Source organism: Alphaproteobacteria bacterium (genome assembly GCA_041396705.1).
Classification (GTDB): Bacteria; Pseudomonadota; Alphaproteobacteria; order CALKHQ01; family CALKHQ01; genus CALKHQ01.
In genome coordinates, this window is the sequence record JAWKYB010000006.1 from 289,539 (window position 1) to 310,992 (window position 21,454).

The 21,454-nt window shown below is 71.3% G+C and carries 15 protein-coding genes; 5 read left to right on the forward strand and 10 right to left on the reverse strand.

Annotated elements, in window-relative coordinates:
* Window positions 1–26: 26 nt before the first annotated feature.
* From R3F55_11010 to R3F55_11035, 6 genes are all read right to left on the reverse strand, one after another.
* Window positions 27–1,142 carry an alginate lyase family protein gene (locus R3F55_11010; protein ID MEZ5667941.1) on the reverse strand — a complete coding sequence of 372 codons (1,116 nt, stop codon included), beginning with the start codon at window positions 1,140–1,142 and terminating at the stop codon, window positions 27–29.
* Entirely contained in the window at window positions 1,139–4,822 is a 3,684-nt protein-coding gene (locus R3F55_11015) for a right-handed parallel beta-helix repeat-containing protein (GenBank protein ID MEZ5667942.1), read from the reverse strand. The genes R3F55_11010 and R3F55_11015 overlap by 4 nt, the downstream gene beginning before the upstream one ends.
* A gap of 57 nt (window positions 4,823–4,879) precedes the next feature.
* Complete coding sequence (locus tag R3F55_11020) at window positions 4,880–5,995, reverse strand: mannose-1-phosphate guanylyltransferase/mannose-6-phosphate isomerase (protein MEZ5667943.1); 1,116 nt, start codon at window positions 5,993–5,995, stop codon at window positions 4,880–4,882.
* A gap of 94 nt (window positions 5,996–6,089) precedes the next feature.
* Window positions 6,090–7,202, reverse strand: coding sequence for a PilZ domain-containing protein (locus R3F55_11025; protein MEZ5667944.1), 1,113 nt, complete (start codon window positions 7,200–7,202; stop codon window positions 6,090–6,092).
* Window position 7,203: 1 nt separating this feature from the next.
* Window positions 7,204–8,733 carry a glycosyltransferase gene (locus R3F55_11030; GenBank protein MEZ5667945.1) on the reverse strand — a complete coding sequence of 510 codons (1,530 nt, stop codon included), beginning with the start codon at window positions 8,731–8,733 and terminating at the stop codon, window positions 7,204–7,206.
* Between the two features lie 105 nt (window positions 8,734–8,838).
* Window positions 8,839–10,152, reverse strand: coding sequence for a nucleotide sugar dehydrogenase (locus R3F55_11035; GenBank protein ID MEZ5667946.1), 1,314 nt, complete (start codon window positions 10,150–10,152; stop codon window positions 8,839–8,841).
* 697 nt (window positions 10,153–10,849) lie between these two features.
* On the opposite strand from R3F55_11035, the gene R3F55_11040 reads away from it, so the two are divergent.
* The 4 genes from R3F55_11040 (at window position 10,850) to R3F55_11055 (ending at window position 15,446) form a co-directional block, all read left to right on the forward strand.
* Window positions 10,850–12,256, forward strand: coding sequence for an MBOAT family protein (locus tag R3F55_11040; protein ID MEZ5667947.1), 1,407 nt, complete (start codon window positions 10,850–10,852; stop codon window positions 12,254–12,256).
* Between the two features lie 19 nt (window positions 12,257–12,275).
* Window positions 12,276–13,430 carry an alginate O-acetyltransferase gene (locus tag R3F55_11045; protein ID MEZ5667948.1) on the forward strand — a complete coding sequence of 385 codons (1,155 nt, stop codon included), beginning with the start codon at window positions 12,276–12,278 and terminating at the stop codon, window positions 13,428–13,430.
* Window positions 13,431–13,516: 86 nt separating this feature from the next.
* Entirely contained in the window at window positions 13,517–14,689 is a 1,173-nt protein-coding gene (locus R3F55_11050) for an aspartate aminotransferase family protein (GenBank protein ID MEZ5667949.1), read from the forward strand.
* Window positions 14,690–14,717: 28 nt separating this feature from the next.
* Entirely contained in the window at window positions 14,718–15,446 is a 729-nt protein-coding gene (locus tag R3F55_11055) for a LuxR C-terminal-related transcriptional regulator (protein ID MEZ5667950.1), read from the forward strand.
* Window positions 15,447–15,715: 269 nt separating this feature from the next.
* On the opposite strand, the gene R3F55_11060 is transcribed toward R3F55_11055, so the two are convergent.
* Together R3F55_11060 and R3F55_11065 are read right to left on the reverse strand one after the other, a co-directional pair.
* Window positions 15,716–16,177 (reverse strand): hypothetical protein, encoded by a 462-nt coding sequence (locus R3F55_11060; GenBank protein MEZ5667951.1) that lies wholly within the window; start codon window positions 16,175–16,177, stop codon window positions 15,716–15,718.
* A 93-nt stretch (window positions 16,178–16,270) separates the two neighbouring features.
* A complete protein-coding gene (locus tag R3F55_11065) occupies window positions 16,271–17,677 on the reverse strand; it encodes a HAMP domain-containing sensor histidine kinase (protein ID MEZ5667952.1) in 1,407 nt (468 codons plus the stop codon).
* A 116-nt stretch (window positions 17,678–17,793) separates the two neighbouring features.
* On the opposite strand from R3F55_11065, the gene R3F55_11070 reads away from it, so the two are divergent.
* Entirely contained in the window at window positions 17,794–19,014 is a 1,221-nt protein-coding gene (locus R3F55_11070) for an MFS transporter (protein ID MEZ5667953.1), read from the forward strand.
* A 46-nt stretch (window positions 19,015–19,060) separates the two neighbouring features.
* Here the strand turns inward: R3F55_11070 and R3F55_11075 are convergent, their stop codons facing one another.
* Together R3F55_11075 and R3F55_11080 are read right to left on the reverse strand one after the other, a co-directional pair.
* Window positions 19,061–20,476, reverse strand: a complete 1,416-nt coding sequence (locus tag R3F55_11075; GenBank protein ID MEZ5667954.1) for an FAD-dependent oxidoreductase — start codon at window positions 20,474–20,476, stop codon at window positions 19,061–19,063.
* A 16-nt stretch (window positions 20,477–20,492) separates the two neighbouring features.
* Window positions 20,493–21,269: a TVP38/TMEM64 family protein gene (locus R3F55_11080; GenBank protein ID MEZ5667955.1), complete on the reverse strand. Its 777-nt coding sequence runs from the start codon at window positions 21,267–21,269 to the stop codon at window positions 20,493–20,495.
* Between the last annotated feature and the right edge of the window lie 185 nt (window positions 21,270–21,454).

Below are 21,454 nucleotides of genomic sequence, written 5' to 3' on the forward strand. Positions count from 1 at the left end.
CGCGGCGTGTGCTGGGGGTGGGGGCGTCACTGGCCGGGCAACGCGGCGGCGGGCCGCATCCAGAAGCAGGTGGCGTTGCCGCCGGCATATTCGTCGATCAGCGGGCGCGCCGCGGCGAGGGTGGCGGCGAAATAGCCGGCCAGCCGGGCCCGCGCCGGCGTGTCGGCCGGCTGCGCCAGCAGCGCCTCGGTCCAGGCCATGTAGTGCCGGCCGTGGCCGCGCGGCTCGGTGAAGCCGAAATCCTGGTCGCGATAGTCGTCGCCCGGCCCCGGGATCGTGTTCTCCACCGCATAGGGCAGCACCAGGCCGGGCGTCTCCAGCGCGTCGACCAGAAAGCCGAGCAGCAGGTCGTGGCCGCGGCCGTCGACTTCGGTGGCGGCCAGGTCGCGGCCCGCCGCACGCGCGACCTGGGCCATGGTCGAGAGCTCGCCGGTGGCGATGTTGCTGTACCACAGCGCCCGCGCGCCGCGCCGGCTTTCCAGCGGCAGGCTGCCGTCGGCCCGGGCCTGGCCCAGCGCGGTCGCATAGCGCGCCTCGCCCTTGGCGTAGAGCGCGTCGTCGCCGACGACCGAACCCCAGGTCATCAGCACCAGGTCGGCGAGGTAGCGGTGGTTATTGCGGTCGACGTCGCCGTCGAATGTCGCGTCGATGCGGCGCACCAGCCCGTCGAGCCAGCCGCGCACCAGCGCGTCCTGTGCCGGCGTCAGGCTGTCGGCCGCGATCCGATAGGACACGATGGTCGGCAACAGCGTGCGCTTCAGCGCGAAGAACGGGTCGTAGTGCGTCGGGGTCTGTTCCAGCGCGCCCGCCGTCGCCCAGCCGGTCAGCGCCTCGACCAGCAGCGCGGTCGCGTCCGCGTCGCCGGCAAGGCTGCGCCCGCCCAGCACCATCACGCTCCAGGCGAAATCCTGCGACGCATGGTCGGTGCCATAGTCGTCGGTCGGGCTCAGCGCCGCCACCGGCTCCGGCAGCGGCAGCGCGTCCTCGACCGCGACCGCCAGGCACGCCGCGCGCACCGCCTCGTAGTCGGGGCGCTGCAGCTCGGCCCGGCGCTGGTCGACGTCGAACAGGCCGGGGCCGAGGTCGGCCGCGACCGCCGGTCCGGCGGCCAGAACGAAGGCGATCGCCAGCGCGCGCCTCATTGCGCCACCTCGCGCACCAGACCGGCATTGCTGAGGTCGTACTGCCCGGCGCAGACGTCGGGCGCGCCGACCAGGTCCCACTGCGACTGGCCGTCGGCGTCGAACACGCCCAGGTCGCGGAAGCCGCAGGTGGCATAGCGCTCGACCGGACCCAGGCACGGCTCGGCCACCATCAGCGGATCCTCGCCGAAATAGGTCTGCCGGATCAGCGAAGCCATCAGCGGATCGAAGTCGCCGACCAGCGGCCGGCGCCCGTTCTCCAGCATCAGGTTGTCTGCCATCGACAGGGCGTAGGTGTCGGTGGCGCGGATCGCATTGCCGTTGCCGACGATGCGGTTGTCGGCCACCGTCGCCGAGACGATGGTCCAGAACGGATCGAGCTCCAGGTTGCGCCAGACGTGCTCGGCGAGGTCGTCGGTGTAGAGCACGATGCCGGCCTCGGCGTTGTCCTCGATGTCGTTGTCGAATACCGCCACGTCGACGCTGTTGCGCACCCGGACCCCGCTGAGCCCGTTGTCGTAGGCGTGGTTGTTGGCCACGATCGCGCAGGCGGTCTCGTAGACGGCGATGCCGTCCTTGCCGTTGTCGAACACGGTGTTGGCGTAGATGACCGAGTGGTTGCTGAGCCGGTCCAGCATGATGCCGGCGCCATGGTTGTCGAAGGCGATGTTGCCGACGAAGATGCCGTCGACCTCGCGCGACACGATCAGCCCGTGCTTGACCTTGGTGCCGTAGGCCGTGTTGTAGGCCATCAGGATGTCTTCGCTGTAGTCGTGCGGGTCCGGCCCGTAGATCACGCTGTTGCGGTATTCGTTGCCGATGATGTCGGCGGTGATCACGTCGCGGCTGTAGAAGCCGTAGTACATCCGCTCGAACAGGTTCTCGACCAGCGTGGCCTCGGGCGACGGCAGGATCATGCCGTAGCGGCTGTAGTCGTGCGGCCCGGCCGAGAAGCCGATGCCGAACGACTTGCGGTTGCCGTAGCCGAGCGCACGGAAGATCGCGCGGGTGGCCAGCATGTGCGAGCCGCTCCAGGTCGCCACGAACGGCCGGAAGTCGTAGTCGTTCTCGCCCTTGACGATCTCGGTCGGGCCGTCCTTCTCGGTGTCCCACGAGGTGATCGTGGTGTCGGCGACCAGCAGCGTTCCGGCGGCGACCAGATAGACGTGGTTCAGAGTCGACAGCCGCAGCTCACGCACCTCGGCGCCGCTGATCACCAGCGTCGCGTTGGGCCCCACCACCAGCGGCCGGCGCATCAGATAGACGCCGTCCTCGACCGTCAGATAGTCCGCCGCGCCGCGCTCCAGCAGCTGCTCGCGCACCATCGGCAGGGTGACCACCCCGTCCTCGATGTAGATGACCTGCGGCAGCGGTTCGCCCTGGGCCTGGGCCTGGCCGATGACCGGCTCGATCTCGGTGAACTTGCGGTTATAGGGCAGCGTCAGGCCGGTCATCCGGTGCACCCGGCCGGCGGCGACGGCCGGGAAGCGGGCGCGAATGTCCGCCGGCTGCAGCCGCAGCGTGCCCAGCCGGTCGCTCATGCCGATCAGCTCCGGCCAGCGGCGATAGTCGTTCTCCGGCAGGGAGAAGGCGGCCAGTCCGGCGCGGTCGAGCAGCACTTCGCGCCCGTCCGCGGTGACCGCAGGCGTCGCCGCCGCCGTCTGGATGTGATGGCTCTCGACCGGCGCGGCGGCGATCAGGCCATGGACGTCCAGCCGCGCTGCCTGCTCCTCGGCGATGGCGCGGAAGTTGGTCAGGCGCAGGCGCCAGTCGCGCAGCCCCCGGTTGATCGCGGTGGCGCGGCGGATATCGCCGGCATCGGCATAGCGCCAGGCCAGCATCGACCGGGCCTCGGCCACGGCACGCGGGTCGGCGAGTGCGTCGATGGCCTCGAGCGTGACGTCCAGCGCCTCGTCCGGCGCATCGAGCGGCGCGGTCGCCGCCATGCGCAGCCCGGCCAGCGTGGCGCGCGCGGCGGCGCCGTCGATCCGCGCGGCGAGGCCGTCGAGCGCGGCGTCGAAGCCGGCGGCATCCACGCGCGCCAGCATGGCCCGCGCCAGATCGAGCAGCAGCGCGTCGCGGCTCGCCGCGTCGGCGATGGTGGCGGCGACGGCGGTCGCACCGCCGAAGCGCTGCAGCGCCTCGTCCAGGCCGGACTGGCGGCCCAGGTCGGCCTCGGCGCGCGCCCGCTCCTCGGCATCCTCGATCCGGTCGAGATAGGCGCGGGCCCGCTCGGCTTCGCCCGACGCTGCCAACCCGACCGCGATCGCGCGCAGGGCGCGGTCGCGATAGCGGCCGGCGAGATCCGGCCGCGACTCCAGCGTCGCGATCGCGCCGTCGAGGTCGCCGTCCTCGGCCTCGGCCTTGGCGATCGCCCCGAATGCCCGGCTGCGCAGCTCCACGTCCACCGCGGCCGCGTCGATGCGCCCGGCCCAGTCCCGCGCCTCGTCGAGCCGGCCGAGTTCGGCCAGCCGCTTGGCGAGGTCGGAGATCGCCTTGGCCAGCTCGTCGGATTCCGCGACGGCGGCGAGCAGGCCGGCCGCCCGGTCGACCTCGTCCAGCTGCGCCGCACGGCCGGCGACCCGCGCCAGCGCGGCCGCGCGCTCCGGCGCCGGCAGCCGTGCGACCAGCGCCTCGGCATGGTCGAGGGCATCGGTCACCCATTGCGGATAGCCGGCGTCCCGGTGCCGGCGGGCGATGTCGAGCCAGACGTTGATCGCGGCGCGCGACGGCGCCATCAGGCCGGCGACCAGCGCCGCCTCGCCGGGCAGGTCGGCGGCCAGCGCGTCGTCGGCCAGCGCGGCCAGCCAGTCGCGCTGGTCGCCGGCGCGTGCGGTCGCCATCGCCGCAATGCGCGCCAGCGCGAAGTCGCCCTGCGCGCGGGCGCCGTCGTAGATCGCCTGCAGAATTGCCGTGCGGTCGTCGCCCGCGCTGGTGGCGGAGGCGGCCGCCAGTTGCAAGGCGGGCAGCGGCTCGCCGCCGGCCAGCGCCGCGCCGGCCAGCGCCAGCGCCTGCTCCGAATCCAGCCGCATCGCGGCATAGGGGCCGACCGGCGCCAGGCCCAGGGGATTCTGCGGATCGTCGACGAAGCGTGCCAGCGCCCAGGCGCGCACGACCGTGGCCCGCGCCGGTGCCGCGGTCACCTCCTTCGCCCACTCCATGATCTCGTCGGCCGGCAGGGCGCCGGACGCGCCGGCGATGTCCGCGATCCAGGCGACCAGCCGGTCGCGATCGTCCGGCGCCGGCATCGTCCGCGCCGCTTCCAGCGCGCCGTGCAGCGCCGCGCGCACCGCCTGGCCGTCGCCGGCCGCGCCGGCACATGCCGCCGACGCAACGAAGGCTTCGACCTGGGCGGCCGGGTCGGCGACCGCCGGCGCCAGCGCGGACACCAACGCGGCGTCATCGGACCCGTCGCAGCCGGACGCGGCCAGGCCGACGGCATCGGCCACCAGCCGCGCCTGCGCAGCCGGCGCCAGCGTCGCCGGATCGCCGGCAAGCCCGGCGCCCAGGCTGTCGCGCCACGCGGCCGCACGCGCGGCCGGGTCGGTCAGGAATGCGTCCGCGTCGGCGCGGGCCTCATGCGCCCCGGGCAGTGCCGCCACGGCGCAGGCCAGCAGCCATGGCACCGCCCGCCGGCGCCACGCCACCACACAGCCGTCGATGCCGCCGCATGCACCCATGCCCTTCCCGTCCCGACCTTGTCCTGCCGCCGGTCACGCCGACGGCCCGTTGCGGGGTCACGCCGCGTCGGCCTTGACCCCCGATTTCGCCGCCGCGCCGCCGTCGGCGGCGCCGGCCCACAGCGCGGCCGTCGCGGCATGCTTGACCAGTTCCGCCTTGTCGCGGCGACAGACCAGGATGGCGTCGTCGCTCTCGACCACGATCAGGTCATCGACGCCGACCAGCGCCACCGGCTTGGCGGTGTGCGCATAGCAGTTGCGGCTGTCGTGCACGAAGCCGCGGCCGACGATGGCGTTGCCGGCCTCGTCCTTGTCGCCGAGGTCCCAGATCGCCGCCCAGGAGCCGATGTCGCTCCAGTCCGCGTCCAGCGGCGCGACGACCGCGCGATCGGTGCGTTCCATCACCGCGTAGTCGATCGAGATCGCAGTGGCGGCATCGAATTCCGCCGCCGCCGGCACCGCCGTGTCGCCCTTGGCAGTGCGGCCCTGCCAGGCCGCCGTCACCGGCCCGGCCACCTCCGGCGCATAGCGCTCGATCTCCGCCAGGATCCGGTCGACGGCGAACACGAACATGCCGCTGTTCCAGTAATAGCCGCCGTCGGCGAGGAAGCGCTCGGCGCGGGCGCGATCCGGCTTCTCCAGGAACGCGGCGACCGACACCACGCCGGTCACGCCGTCGATGCCGCTGCCGCTGCGGATGTAGCCGTAGCCGGTGTGCGGCGACGCCGGCCGCACGCCGAAGGTGGCGAGATAGCCCTTGCGCGCCGCGTCGGCGGCGACCCGGGTCGCCACCGCCAGCGCCGCGACGTCGCCGATCATGTGATCCGACGGCATCACCCACATCGCCGCGCCCGGACGCGCGGCCTGCAGGAAGTGGGCGGCCAGCGCGATGGCCGGGGCGGTGTTGCGCGGGCACGGCTCCTCGATGATGCACAGCGGCCGCACCCCGATCTCGGCGAGCTGCCGGCGGACGAGCGCACCGTGTGCGGCGCCGGTCACCACCACCGGTTCGCCGGCGCCCGCCTGGGTCGCGCGCAGAACGGTCTGCTGCAGCAGTGTCTGCGTCCCGGTCAGCACATGGAACTGCTTCGGCCGCGCGCTGCGCGACAGCGGCCACAGCCGCGTGCCCGCACCGCCGCACAGGATCACCGGAATCAGGTCGCTCGCCGGCATCGCTCTCACTCCCCTGCCGCCAGGTGCGCCCGCGACACGCCGATGCGCGTCGCGACCGCGGCAGCGAAGGATAGCACCGACTGTGAACGAGGCGTCATGCGCCACCGCCGGTCAGCTTGCCGAGCCAGCTGTCGCCGAACACGTCGATGCGCACGCCGACCGGCTTGCCGATCCAGTCGACCGGTACCGGCTGGTCCGGCACGATGGTCACCTCGGCTGTGACCACCGCCTCGGCGTCCATCAGCGGCTGGCCGAGCTCGGTCAGCTGGCGGCGCAGGTCGACCTTGGCGATGTGCCCGCCATAGCTGCCGTCGACCGCGGCGAAAGTCAGCGCCGCCGGCTCGCCCTCGCGCAGGCGCATGGCATCGTCGTAGGGGATCAGCGCCGAGATGCGCGTCTGCGCACCCTCCGGCGCCAGCAGCAGCAGCGACGCGTCGACGCCGACCTGGCTGTCGTCGCTGGACAGGACGTCGACCACGCTGCAATCGCACGGGCTGTCGACGTAGAACACGGAGCCGCCCGGCGTCGTCACCGTGGCCAGCGGCTGGCCGGCCTCGACCGTGCCCGCGCCGACCGCGGCGCCGTAGGCCAGCCGCCCGCCCTGCGGCGCGGCGATGTGGATCAGGTCGGTGGTCACCACCGCGCTGTGCGCGTCGATCACGTACATCCGCTCGTAGGCGCTGCCGGCGATCAGGGCGAGCAGACCGAGGCTGACCGCGGCCACCGCCGTGCCGAACAGCCAGCCGCGGGCGCGCTGCCACCAGCGCTCGCGGTCGGTCAGCTTCGGCACCTGCTTGACGGCGATGAAGTTGTCGCGCCGCGCGATGTCGAACAGGTCGCCGACCTGCACGATCTCGCCCGACAGATAGGCGTCGACCATGAACTGCAGGACCGAAAGCTGCTGCGGGGTCTGGTCGACCAGGCGGCAGCCGATCCGCCCCGTCGCGTCGCTGACATAGACCACCTCGAAGCGGACCTTGAGATCGAACTCGAACTCGGCGAAGGCCAGGACAAGGCGCGCGTTGTAGCTGTGCCCCTCCGGCAGGCTGAGCGCCGACGCCGGCAGCGAGAAGCCGGCAACCGACCAGTCCTGCACGTTGTAGCGCTGGCCGGCGATCTCCACGATCAGCGGCACCCGCAAGCGAACATGCTGGCGCTGCCGTTCGGCCTCGTGGACCACAAGCGGTGCGGGCTGCATCTGGTTCATGTCAAATCCCAAGCCTGTATTGCCAGAAGCCGACATCTGGCAGGGTCAGAATGTTCAGAAGGAAGGTCACGACGACGATAAGGAGAACCAGCGACAGGCCGTGCATGTACGCAGACGACAGCGCCATCCAGCGCGCACGGACGCGGCCGATATTGCGATCCGCCGTGGTCTTCTGCCGCGTCCACCGCTGCCGGTCGAGGCGGAACAGGATCACGGTCTTCACGACCGAGCCGACGATCTGGTTGTAGTAGAGCAGGAACGGATAGGCCGCCGAGACGGACTTGCGGGCGCTGAGCAGGCTGAGGGTCAGTACGTAGCGGGTGAAGCCGATCCAGGCGATGTAGTAGATCAGCGCGAACGGCGTCACCAGGAAGGTGGCGAGCACCACGCCGACCGGCCCGATCAGCGTGGTCCACATCGACAGCCGCTGGTCGACCACGCACCACCAGGTGAACAGGCCCATCGGCTTCGGCCCCAGCATGATGGCGCGCGCGTTGGTGCGCAGCATGTTGCCGAACCAGCGCCTCATCAGCACCACCGCGGCGCGGTGGAAGCTGGGGTCGGGCGGCGTCTCGATCGTCACCACCAGCGCGTCGGGGATGTACAGCATCTCGTAGCCGCGCTTCAGCATCCAGAACCAGCTCGACTTGTCGTCGCCGGTCAGGAAGCGGAAACGGCCGAGGCGCCAATGGTCGATCCAGTCCATCTCCACCGCGGCGATGAACGTGGGGTCGGTCAGCAGGTCGGCGCGGAACATCGACATCCGCCCGGTCAGCGTCAGCACGCGCCGCGACAGGCCCACCGAGGACATGCCGATGTGGCGCTGGGCGAAGCGCATCGAATACCAGTTGCGGAACACCGGCCGGCCCTCGACCTCGCAGATCTCGTCGGTGGTCAGCGCCCCAAGCTTCGGGCGCAGGGCGAAGAACGGCACGCACTTGGCCAGCAGACCCGGCGTCAGCATGCTGTCGCCGTCGATCACCGCCGCGATCGCGCCCGGCGGCGGCCGGTGCATCGAGATCGCGCGGAAGGCGGAGGCGAGGCCGTCGCGCTTGCCGGTGCCGGCGACGCGCACGCAGATCAGCCGCACATGCGCCGGCGGCCGCAGGCTGTTGAACAGCGCCTTCATCAGCCGCTGGTCGGCCATTTCCACCACCGACGCCACCACGGTCGCCGGGGCGCCGTAGCGCACCGCCTCCTCGATCACCGAGCGGTAGACCCGTCGCGTGGTCTCGCTGTCGATGCGGAAGCTGGTCACCAGCAGGTAGATGTGCGGCGGCAGCCGGGTCGCGGCGATGGCGTCGGCGGCACGGCGCCAGCGCGGAAACACCATCAGGCGATAGATCAGCGAGCGCACGAAGTGCAGCGCGCCCCAGGAGTAGCGCCACAGGCCGACGCCGCCGAGCAGCAGCACGAACTGGGTCGAGGCCGGGTCGAGCACGACCGGCGGCAACTGCAGCACCAACGCCGTCAGCCCCAGCACATACAGCGCATGGCCGGCCTTGTTCGACAGATGCCCCACCCTCGTCATCGGACTGCGTCGCTCCGTTGCGCCGTCTCGGTCCGGTCCCGCCAGGCGGCCATGCCGGCCGCCTGCCGCATCGGCTTGGTCTTCCGGTCCCGCGCCTTGCCGCGGTTACCAGCAGATCCCGTTGTACTGGCCGTTGCTGGCGAGTTCCTGCCGCACCCGGACCAGGTCGATCACGGTCTGGTCCTTGGCGGCACGGTCGGCGGCGGCCGCGAAATCGCGGTCGCCATTGCCGACGATGATGACGTCGGCGTGGTCGTAGACCTCGTCGAGGCTGTCGACCATCATCGACGACAGGTGCGCCAGATGGGTCGCCGCATAGTCGCGGTTGGCGCCGACCAGCCGCGGGATCTGGATGTTGCGGTCGAAGATGCGCAGCTCGTAACCCTTGCCGTACAGCCGTTCGGCCAGTTCGACCAGCGGGCTTTCGCGCAGGTCGTCGGTCCCCGACTTGAAGGTCAGACCCAGCATGCCGACGCGGCGCCGCCCGGTGCTCTCGACCATGTCGAAGGCCTTGCGGATCTGCAGCTCGTTGGCCTGCAGCACCGCGTCGAACAACGGGGTGGCGACATCGTTGCGCCGGCCCAGCGCGCGCAGGGCGCGCAGGTCCTTCGGCAGGCACGACCCGCCGAACGCGAAGCCGGGGCGCATATAGGCCGGCGAGATGTTCAGCCGGCGGTCCTGGCAGACCACGTCCATCACCTTGTGGCCGTCGATCCCGGCCGACTTGCACAGGTTGCCGACCTCGTTGGCGAAGGCGATCTTGGTCGCATGCCAGGCGTTGTTGGCATATTTCACCGCTTCCGCGGTCTTGATGTCGGTCAGCACCTCGCGGCTTTCGATGCGGGCGTTCAGCGCGCGCAGGCGCCGCAGCGTCTCCTCGTCCTCATGCCCGATCAGGATGATCGCCGGGTTGCCGTAGTCGTCCAGCGCCGTGCTCTCGCGCAGGAACTCCGGGTAGATCGCGATGCCGAAGTCCTTGCCGGCGCGCATGCCGGAATGGCGCTCCAGCGTCGGAATCACGGTGCCGTACATCGAGCCCGGCAGCATCGTGCTGCGCACCACCACCGAGTAATAGCCCGCGCGCTCGCGCAGGGCCGCGCCGATCTGGGCGCAGACCTGCTCGACATAGCCGAGATTGAGGTCGCCGTTGGCCAGGCTCGGCGTGCCCACGCAGATCAGGCAAAGGTCGGTGGCGTGCACCGCCGCCGCCGCGTCGCCGGTGGCCCGCAGCCGGCCGCCCTGCACCCCGGCGCGAATCAGTTCGGGCAGGCCGGCCTCGACGATGGGCGACTGCCCTTCGTTGATCAGGTCGACCTTGGCCTGGGTCACGTCGACCAGGGTAACGTCGAAGCCCTGGCTGGCGATGCAGGCTCCGCTGACCGAACCGACATAGCCGGCACCAAAAACCGCGATCTTCACCTCACCGACCTCCATCACGCTGCACCGCACAAATCGGCAGCCACGTTTTTGCGCATTGCAGCGAATGACATCACATGGCCCGGCATCGCGTCAACCCGGCAATCTCAGTTTTTCTTCTGATTACAACAAAATGCCATGATCGTTTACTCCAACAAGCATCGCATGATCTTGTTTCATTTGATTGTTACACGGATTGGTAAAGTTATTAACCATTTCAGTATTGAAGTCGTTAACAAATTATGTTCGTATGGAGAAAAAACGTGCTCATCTCGTCGTTAACTGTGACAATCTGCGTGAACAATCCGTAAAAGGCAAAAACCTATCGGTTTGTTTGAAGTGTAATCTCGGACTTCTTCCTATTTTTCGAGAAAACATGCGATTTAGTAAAGATTGCCAATCGTTCTATTCTATTTGTTACTGGCTTTTTATGAAACAAATGTAATACTGTACCCATCTCATATCGGATAATCTGGCATTGTGCGTCGCACAAATGCAACGCCCGGACACCCGGCCGAAGAACGCCGGCAGCAACAAAGAACGGGACAGGTAAGGCTTGCACCACCGGGCCACTTCGCAGGCGGGCCGACCCGCCGGGCGCATCGCGCGGCAGCGGCCGCAGGCCGTGTTCGCGCCGGGCCGCCGAGCCGCCGCCAGTGCCGTCGACCGCCATCGCAGGTGACCGCGCCGACGCCCGCCCATGGTCTTCAGTTCCCACATCTTCCTGTTCGCGTTCCTGCCGGCCTTCCTGGCCTGCTACTTCCTGGCGCCGGCACGCTTCCGCAACGGCATCATCCTGCTGTTCAGCTGGGTGTTCTACGGCTGGTGGCGGCTCGACTTCCTGCTGCTGATGATCGCGGTGATCGCCTGGTGCTTCGTCGTCGGCCAGCGCCTGGCGGCCAGCGAGGGGGCGGCCCGCAAGCGCTGGCTGGCGCTCGGCGTCGCCGGCTGCCTGGCCGTGCTCGGCTATTTCAAATACTTCAACTTCGGCGTCGAGGCGCTGTCGGACGCCTATGCCGCGATCGGCGGCGCGCCGTTCACGCTGTGGCACGTCATCCTGCCGATCGGCATCTCGTTCTATGTGTTCCAGTCGATCAGCTACCTGATCGACGTGCACCGCGGCGACGCGCCGGCGGCGCGCGACTTCCTGTCGTTCGGCGCCTTCATCTCGCTGTTCCCGCAGCTGATCGCCGGGCCGATCCTGCGCTACAAGGACCTGGTCGACCAGTTCGAGAGCCGCACCCATTCGTGGGTGCTGTTCGGCGAGGGCGCGCACCGCTTCGCCATCGGTTTCTGCAAGAAGGTGCTGATCGCCGACACCGTCGCGCCGATTGCCGACTATGCCTTCGCGCTGCCCGACCCGTCCTTCGCCACGTCCTGGCTCGGCGCGTTGGCCTATGCCATCCAGCTCTACTTCGACTTCTCCGGCTATTCCGACATGGCGATCGGGCTGGGCATGATGCTGGGCTTCCGGCTGCTGGAGAATTTCCGCCAGCCCTATGTCAGCAGTTCGATCACCGAGTTCTGGCGGCGCTGGCACATCAGCCTGTCGAACTGGCTGCGCGACTATCTGTACATCCCGCTGGGCGGCAACCGGCGCGGCCGCGTGCGCACCTATGTCAACCTTTTGCTGACCATGCTGCTGGGCGGGGCCTGGCACGGCGCCAACTGGACCTTCGTCGTCTGGGGCGCCTGGCACGGCAGCCTGCTGGCGCTGGAGCGGCTGGCGCTCGGCCGCGGCCGCCGCAACCCCTATGGCCTGATCGGCTGGCCGCTGACCATGCTGCTGGTGCTGATCGGCTGGGTGATGTTCCGCGCGCCGACGCTGGCCGAGGCCTTCGCCGTCTATCGCGGCATGGTCGGCGCCAACGGCTTCGCCACCGAGTTCGACCTGTGGCTGGAGACCGACCGGCTGATGTATGCCACGCTGACGCTTGGCCTGGTGCTGGTCGCGGCGCCGCGGCTGCTGCGCGTCGAGGCGCGGCCGCCGGCCTGGCTGCCGGCCGGCCGCGTCGCCATGCGCTGGGCGATGATGCCGCTGTTCGTGCTGGCGGTGCTGAAGCTGACCGCGGCCAGCTACTCGCCTTTCCTCTATTTCCAGTTCTGACCGGGAGGCGCGCGCCATGATGCCCGACGACTCCTTCTTCGGCCCGCCCTGGCTGGCGCGGATCAATGCCGCGTTCATGGTGCTGGTGCTGATCGGCGGCCTCGCCGCGCTGGTCGCCACCGGCCTGCAGCGCAGCTGGCCCGGCACGGAGCTTTCCTTCGTCGACGGCGAATGGACCCTGCGCTACGAGCGCGGCATGGACGACGGCTTCGCCACCCGCGACGCCGCGGTGACGACGTGGGGCGCAATCGAGTGGGGCCTGTTCGGCGAGGGCCGGCGCGGCGTCGTGCCCGGCCGCGACGGCTGGCTGTTCACGGTGGAGGAGTTCGAGCAGCCGGACGACGCCGAGGCCGCGATCGCCGCCAAACTTGCGGCCATCGTCGCGGCGCGCGACCGGCTGGCCGCCGCCGGCGTGCCGCGGCTGGTGGTCGCGCTGCTGCCGGACAAGTCGCGCGTCAATGCCGACATGCTCGATGCGATCCAGCGGCGGCCGGAGCACGCCCAGCGCTATCAGGCCTTCCGCGGCGCGCTGCGCGAGGCCGGCATCGTCGCCCCCGACCTGCTGACCCCGCTGGCCGACGCCGCGGCGGCGGGCACCCAGACCCACATGCGCACCGACACGCACTGGACCCCGGCGGGCGCCGTCGTCGTCGCCGAGGCGCTGGCCGCCGCGATCGCCGCCGGCGACGACCCGCCGCCGAGCCTGGGCGCCGCCGCCTTCGCGACCGCCGAGCTGCCGCCGGCCGCGCACGACGGCGACCTGACCCGCTTCATCCCGCTTGGCCCGCTGCGCACGCTGCTGCTCGGCCCGCCGGAGGAGCTGGTGCAGCGGCAGACCGCCGCGGCGGACAGCACCGATGGCGGCGACGCCGACGCGCTGCTGTTCGGCGACGTGACCATCCCCGCGGTCCTGGTCGGCACCAGCTACAGCGCGATGGACGAATGGAACTTCGACGGCGCGCTGCAGCAGGCGCTGGGCATGGACGTGCTGAACCTCGCCGACGAGGGCAAGGGGCCGATGGAGCCGATGGCGGCCTATCTGGCCAGTGACGCCCTGCGCGACAGCCCGCCCGAAATCGTGATCTGGGAGGTGCCGGAGCGATTCCTGCCGGTGGCCTACGATCTGCCGGCGGATGCCTTCGCGCAGCCGCCCGACGCCGCAGCGCTCGATTGACAGGACCCCGCCAGCGCCGATACTGACCGGCCGCCGCGGATCGGCCGCGGCGCGTGCGTGAGGAGATTGTCGTGATACCTGCGGTCATGCCGACATACAGCCGGGCGGACATCGCGTTCGACCGGGGCGAAGGCGCCCATCTGTATGCGCAGGACGGGCGACGATTCCTCGATTTCGGCAGCGGCGTCGCGGTCACCTCGCTGGGCCACTGCCACCCGCACCTGGTCGCCGCCCTGCAGGCGCAGGCCGGCCGCCTGTGGCACACCTCGAACCTCTACAACATCGAGGGGCAGCGCAATTTCGCCCGCCGCATCTGCGAGGCCAGCTTCGCCGACACCGTGTTCTTCTGCAACTCGGGCGCGGAGGCGGTCGAGGCCGGGATCAAGCTGGTGCGGAAGTATCACAGCGAGAACGGCCAGCCCGAGCGCTATCGGCTGATCTGCACCGAAGGCGCGTTCCACGGCCGCACGCTGGCCACCATCGCCGCCGGCGGCCAGGAGAAGATCCTGAAGGGCTTCGGGCCCGTCGTCGACGGCTTCGACCACGTCGCCTACAACAACCTGAACGAACTGCGCGCGGCGATCACGCCGCAGACCGGCGGCATCCTGGTCGAGCCGGTGCAGGGCGAGGGTGGCGTGCGGGTGGCCAGCCTGGACTACCTGCGCGGCCTGCGCGCGGTGGCCGACGAATTCGGACTGCTGCTGTTCTTCGACGAGGTGCAGACCGGCATGGGCCGCACCGGCAAGCTGTTCGCCCACCAGTGGGCCGGCATCGCGCCGGACGTGATGGCCATCGCCAAGGGCGTCGCCGGCGGATTCCCGATGGGCGCCTGCCTGGCGACCGAGGCGGCGGCCAAGGGCATGATCGCCGGCAGCCACGGCTCCACCTTCGGCGGCAACCCGCTGGCCACCGCGGCCGCCAACGCCGTGCTGGACGTGCTGCTGGAGCCCGGCTTCCTGGACCGGGTCGACCGCACCGCGCGCAAGCTTTGGACGCGGCTGGAAACGCTGGTGGCGGCCAACCGCCACCTGTTCAGCGAGCTGCGCGGCGCCGGCCTGCTGCTGGGGCTGCGCTGCGTGCCGCCGGCGGGCGACGTGACCGCCGCGCTGCGCGAGCAGGGCATGCTGGTGGTGGGCGCCGGCGAGAATGTGATCCGCCTGCTGCCGCCGCTGGTCATCGGCGACGCGGAGATCGACGAGGCGCTCGACATCCTCGGCCGCGTCGCCGCCGCCTGGCCGAAGGCGACCGACGCCGCGTAAGCCGAACCGACGGCCGGTTCGGTCCGCCATGTTCGATAGCGCACTCTACCGGCGCTACCTGGACCGGATCGAATCGGCCGGCTCGCCGGACGCGCTGACCGGCCGCTTCGAGGCCTTCGCCACCGAGATCGGCTTCACCTACTACTCGCTGATCTCGGTGCCGGTGAACCCGGACGGCCGCGGCCGTCCGTTCGCCTGCGGCAACTTCCCCGACTGGTACCTCGAGGAATACAACGCCATCGGCGGCCATCGGATGGACCTGTATATCGAGATCTGCGCCCAGCATGTCCGGCCGGTCTCGCACCGGGAGATGCTGCCGCTGTTCGATACGCCCGCCCGTCGACCGCTCTACGAACTCGGCCGGCGGCTGGTCACCAACGGCTGGCTGCTGCCCTTCCCCAATGTCGGCGTCGCCCGCGGCGTCGCGCTGTGGACGGACGGCGCCGACGAGGACTTCGACCGGATAATCGGGGCGCACGAAGCCACCATCCAGATGCTGGCGGCACGATTCGTCGCCAGGGCCGAGTGCCTGGGACTGGACAGCATGGCGATCGGCACGGTGACGCTGAGCGCGCGCGAGGCGGAATGCCTGCGGCTCTCCGGCATGGGCTATGCCGGCAGCGACATCGCCGCCGAACTGGGCATCACCGAGCGCACGGTGCGGTTCCACGTCGCCAACGCGTGCGACAAGCTCGGTGCCGGCCACCGGACCGAGGCCGTGGTGCGCGCCCTGCGGCGCGGGCTCATCGCCTTCTGATCTGCCGGGTCAGTCGTCCGTCGGCGCCTCGTCGAACTGGCCGGGACCGGTAGGTGCGGTCCGGGCGAATCGGATGTGGCCCCCCCAATGGCCGGGAAACGCGAGAGCGGCCGGCCGGCCCGGCTCCAGATCGCCGCGGCGGCCGCTGCATCGATGACACGCGGACCGATTGTCCCACGCGCGGCCGCCTGCGGAAACTGGCGGAAGCGACAGGCGGTTCCACGCCGGAGTTACGGAAAAACATGGGCGCCCGGTTCGGCGGCGGCGACTCAGTGCGTGCCGCTGCGCCGGTCCCACGCCTGGCCGATCAGCACGAAGATCGCCACGGCAAGCACCACCGCGATCGCGAGCGCGACCGACTGGCCGAGGCCGCCCGGCAGCCCGGCCGCGACCACCACCGCGCCGAGCGCGATCACGCCGAACAGGCCGCCGAGCGCGAAGGCCGAGCCGGTGGTCGCCGGCGCGAAGTGCGGGATCAGCCGGTCCGGCCGGCCGCCGGCCGCGATATAGCGGAACACGACGAAGGTGCAGGCGGCGAACGCGAGCAGGGCGATCATCAACCACGTGCCCTGCGCCGACGCAGCGACGACCAGCGCGATCAGGCCGGCAATGGCCCAGCGCGCACCGCCGAGCCAGGGCGAGGCGGCCTGCCACGTCTGCGATCCGCGCGGCTGCAGCATCAGCCCCTGGCCCGGCATGCGCGGCGCGCCCGCCGCGTGTTCGCCCGTCATCGCGTCACCCGCGCCAAAGCTGCTGCATATGCCGTCGGCATGCTGTCGTGTCTCCCGTCATCTGTCGTTCGCAGCCCCGGTCCGTCGGCGGCCTCAGGCCGCCTGTTCGAACATAACCGCAGGCAGGGTGATGCGGAACAGGGTTCCGTCGGACCCGGTCTCGACCAGGGCGATGGCACCGCCATGGGCCGCGACCAGCTCCTGCGCGATGGCCAGGCCGAGGCCGCTGCCTTCCGCTTTCACCGAGCCGCCGAACGGCTGGAACAGGTGCTCTGCGATCTTCGGCGGGACGCCCGGCCCGTCGTCGCCGATCTCCACGACCATGCGGTCGCCCTCGCTGTGCGCGCCGACGCTGACCGTGTGCGCGCCGGCCTCCAGCGCGTTGCGGATGACGTTGTCGAAGGCGCGGCGCAGCTGCTCGTGGTCGGCATTCAGAACCAGGCCGGGATCGACCGCCGCCTCGACGCGGGCCTGGGGATAGCGCGCCGTCAGGTCGCCGACGATCTCCGCCACCAGGTCGGCGAGCACGAAGCGGCTCGGCCGCGGTTTCGGCGCGTCGCGGCGGGCGAAGCTGAGCACGTCGCCGCACAGGCGGATCGCCCGCTCGATCGCCGCCGCGACCTTGGGCGCCTGGCGCTGCGCCTCGGGGTCGGCGCTGGCCGCCAGGCTGTCGGACACCAGCAGCGCCGACGACAGGATGTTGCGCAGGTCGTGGTTGATCTTCGCCACTGCCGCGCCCAGTGCCGCCAGCGCGCTCTTCTGGCGCAGCAGGTCGCGCAGGCTGGTCTGCATGGCGGCGAGCTGCCGCTGGGCCAGGCCGATCTCGTCGGTGCGGCCGCCGGGCCGGATCGTTCGGGTCACGTCCTCCGGGTTCTGGGCGAAGCGGATCATGTTCTCGGTCATGCGCCGGATCGGACGCACGGTCAGCCATTGCAGCGCCAGGAACACCAGCGCCGCGGTAATCGCCGAGATCATCAGCGACAGCAGCAGGATGCGCCGCGAATAGTCCAGCATCTCGGCGCGCAGCGGCCATTCGTCGATGTGCATGGTGACCTGCGCGCGCGGGTCCTTCGGCGCCGTGCCGCGCACCGCGATGATGCGGTTGCCGCTCTGCATCAGCGTGCCGAACGCGTCCCAGATCAGGCCGAAGAAGGTCTGCTGGCTGAGATCGACCGAGATATCGACCTCGGGCAGCCGCTCGTCGGCGACCATCAGGTCGTAGCCGCCGGGCCACGAGATGTCGACGAGATAGGCATCGAGCAGGTTCAGCAGCTCATTGCGCATGTCCTCGCGCAGCGCCTCGTCCGGCGTCATCCGGAAGGTGACCGTGGCCAGATGGCCGTCGGCCAGCTTTTCCTGCAGGTAGGTCAGGCGGTAGCGCGCGATCGAGGGCGCGTAGATGAACACCTCGGCGACCATCACGAAGAACATGGTCAGCACCAGCAGCCGGGCCGACAACCCGCTGGCAAAGCTGGGCAAATGCAGGGACGGGCGCGCCATGCCCGCCTGAGTAGCCCAAGCGGCGACCGTCGAACAAGGCCGCGCGTGGCCCGAGCGGCGCGCCGCCGGCGCTGGACAACGGCGGCGGCGATGCGATGATCGCCGCCCGAACCGTCATGCCACAGCCCCCGCCCGCGCCGTCTGCAGCATCATCCGGCCCGGCCGCCCCGGCCGCACGGCGCGGCATCGTCGTCGGCGCCATCGGGCTGGGGCAGACCATCGCCTGGGCATCCAGCTACTACCTGCCCGCCATCCTGGCCCGCCCGATCGCCGCGAGCCTCGGGGTCGCGCCGGCCACGGTGTTCGCCGCCTTCTCGGCCGCGCTGCTGTTGTCGGCGGCGCTCGGTCCCGCGGTCGGCCGCTACATCGACCGCCACGGCGGGCGCGGCGTTCTGGCCTTGTCGAACCTGGTGCTCGCGGCCGGGCTGGGCCTGCTCGCCGCCGCACAGGGCCCGGTCGGCCTGTTCGCCGCCTGGGCGGTGCTCGGCGTCGGCATGACGCTCGGCCTCTACGACTCGGCCTTCGCCACCCTGGCCGGGCTCTACGGCCGGCTGGCCCGCTCGCCGATCACCGGGGTGACCCTGATCGCCGGCTTCGCCAGCACCGTCGGCTGGCCGGCAACCGCGGGGCTGGAAGAGCTGTGGGGCTGGCGGGCGGCCTGTCTGGTCTGGGCCGGCGTGCACCTCGCGGTCGGTCTGCCGCTGAACCGTCTGCTGGTGCCGAAGGCACCGCCCCCCGCCGCCGTCGCGGCGCAGGAGGGCGAAGCGGCGCCGGCGTGGCCGGGCGCGATGGCCGTGCTCGCCTTCGTGTTCGCCGCCGCGTGGTTCGTCACTGCGGCGATGGCGGCACACCTGCCGGCGCTGCTGACCGCCGCCGGCGCGACGCCGGCGGCCGCGATCGCGGCCGCCGCGCTGGTCGGCCCGGCACAGGTCGCCGCGCGGCTGGTCGAGTTCGGGCTGCTGCGCCGGCTGCACCCGCTGACCGCCGGCCGCGTCGCCACCGCCCTGCACCCGGTCGGCGCGGCGACGCTGGTCGTCGTCGGCGCGCCGGCCGCCGCCGCCTTCGCGCTGCTGCACGGCGCCGGCAACGGCCTGCTGACCATCGCGAAGGGCACCATCCCGCTGGCGCTGTTCGGCCCGGTCGGCTACGGGCGGCGGTCCGGCATCCTCTCGGCCGCGGCGCGGGTAACCCAGGCCGCCGCGCCGTTCCTGTTCGGCCTGGTGCTGGACGCGCATGGCCCCGGCATGGCGCTCGGCCTTTCGTCCGCTTTGTGCCTGGCCGCCCTCGCCGGCCTGCTGGCGCTGCGCGAGCGGCCGCCGGCGAGCCGCCGCCAGTGAGTTGCAACCGGTGAGTTGCAGCCGGTGAGTTGCAGCCGGTGAGCCGTCAGCCGAAGCGGGCGAGGAAACGCACCAGCCACCGGGTGCGCGGGCCGAACAGCGCGTCGGCGTAGAAGTCGCCGGCCGCCCGCTTCGACGCCTCGCCGAGGGTCGGATAGGGCGCCACGTAGGTCGCCATCGCGCCGATCTTCAGCCCCTGGGCGATCGCCAGCACCCACGGCTGGATCAGCTCGCCGGCATGCCGGCCGAAGATGGCGGCGCCGAGGATGCGGCCGCGGCGGCCGACGATGGCCTTGACCAGTCCGTCGCTGGCGCGCTCGGCCAGGGCGCGGTCGTTGCGGGCGAAGGGCGCACGCAGCACCCTGACCGCATCGCCATGCGCCTGCCGCGCCTCGGCCTCGGTCATGCCGACCGACGCCAGCTCCGGCTCCATGTAGGTCACGCGCGGGATCGGCGCACCGACCTTGGCCGGCAGCCGGAACAGCGCGTTGCGGATGACGATGCCGGCATGATAGCCGGCCAGGTGGGTGAACTGGCCGCGCCCGGCGACGTCGCCGACCGCGAAGACGCGCCGGTTGCCGCTGCGCAGACGCGCGTCGGTGACGATGCCGCGCCTGTCGGTGGCAACGCCCGCCGCCTCCAGCCCGAGCCCGTCGGTGACCGGCCGGCGGCCGACGGCGACCAGCAGGTGGCTGCCGGCGACCGCGCCCTTGTCGGTCTCCAGCACGACGGCGTTGCCGTCGCCGCGCACGCCGGTCGCCTTGGCGCCGGTCAGCATCGCCACCCCCTCGCCGGCCAGCGCGTCGCGCGCCAGCCCGGCCAGCTCCGGATCCTCGATGCCCAGCACCTCGGCCATGTCGACGATGGTGACCGCGCTGCCGAGGCGTCGGAAGGCCTGGCCGAGCTCGACCCCGATCGGGCCGCCGCCGAGCACCAGCAGGTGGGCGGGCAGGACGTCGAGGTCGAAAACCGTCTCGTTGGTCAGAAACGGAACGCCGTCGAGGCCGGGAATCGGCGGCACCACGGCGGTGCTGCCGGTCGCCACGACGAAGCGGCGCGCACGGATCGTATGCGCGCCGGCCTGCACGGTGCGTCCGTCGACGAAAGTCGCGGTCTCGCGCAGCACCGTGACGCCGAGCCCGGCGAAACGCGCCTCCGAATCGTGCGGCGCGATGGCGGCGATGACGTCGCGCACATGCGCGCGCACCGCTGCCATGTCGACGGCCGGCTCGCCGGCGGGCGCGATGCCGAAGCGGCCGGTGCGCCGCGCCGCCTGGGCGGCCGCGGCCGCGGCGATCAACGCCTTCGACGGCACGCAGCCGAAATTCAGGCAGTCGCCGCCCATCCGCCCGCGCTCGACCAGCACCACCGAGGCGCCCATCTGCACGGCGCCGGCAGCGACCGACAGGCCGCCGGAGCCGGCGCCGATCACGCACAGGTCGGGCGTCAGCGCCGCGGCCATGACGGCCCGTCGCGCCTCAACCCGCGCCGCCCTGCCCGCGGCGGTCGCGCCAGATGCGGAAGGCGATCGGCGCCAGCGCCAGCAGCGCCAGCGCGCTGAGCCCGAGGATCACCTCCAGGCTGAGCACGTCGCCGACCGAGATGTCGTCGCCGGCGGCGAGCAGGTTGCCGAGGCCGGCGCCGAACGAGGCGAAGACGAAGGTGCCCGGCACGATGCCGAGTGCAGTGGCGATCACATAGGTGCGCAGCGGCACCTGCAGCAGCGCCGGCGCCAGGTTCACGATCCAGAACGGGAACACCGGCGTCAGCCGCAGGAACAGCAGATAGCTGAACGCGTCGCGCTTGAAGCCGGCTTCCATCTTGCGCACGAACGGCCCGGCGTTGCGCGACAAGCCCTCGCCGACCGCCGTCCGCGCGGCGAGGAACAGGCCGGTGGCACCCACCGTCGCCGCCACGACGACGATGGCGGTGCCGGCCCAGGCGCCGAACAGGAAGCCGCCGACCAGCGTCAGCACGGCGCCGCCCGGCACCGACAGCGCGATCGAGACCGCATAGACCAACGCGTAGACCAGCACGGCCAGAACGAAATGGCGCGAGACCCAGCCGGTCAGATCGGCATGATGGGTCTTCAACAGGTCGAGCAGACTGTCGGTGTCGACACCGAACACCAGCGCCGCGCCGAAGCCGGCGACGATCAGCCCGATCGGCAGCCAGCGCAGCCACAGCCTGCCGCGGCCGCCGGCCGGCGGCAGGGCGTCACGGCCATCGCTTGCCGGCGATTCCAGCGTCGTCATCGGGGGCCGCCCTGCCTCTCGGTTCATGGTCCGGTCGGTGCGCTCAATCCCGCACAGATGCGGGATCATGGGCTAGCAAGGTGTCGACTGGGCGGGTCAACTGCCAGTCAACCTCGCGTGACCCGCGACCGCGCGCGACCTGTCCGCGCCCGGGGCGCGTCAGCGTGGCGTGGCGGGCCGCCGCG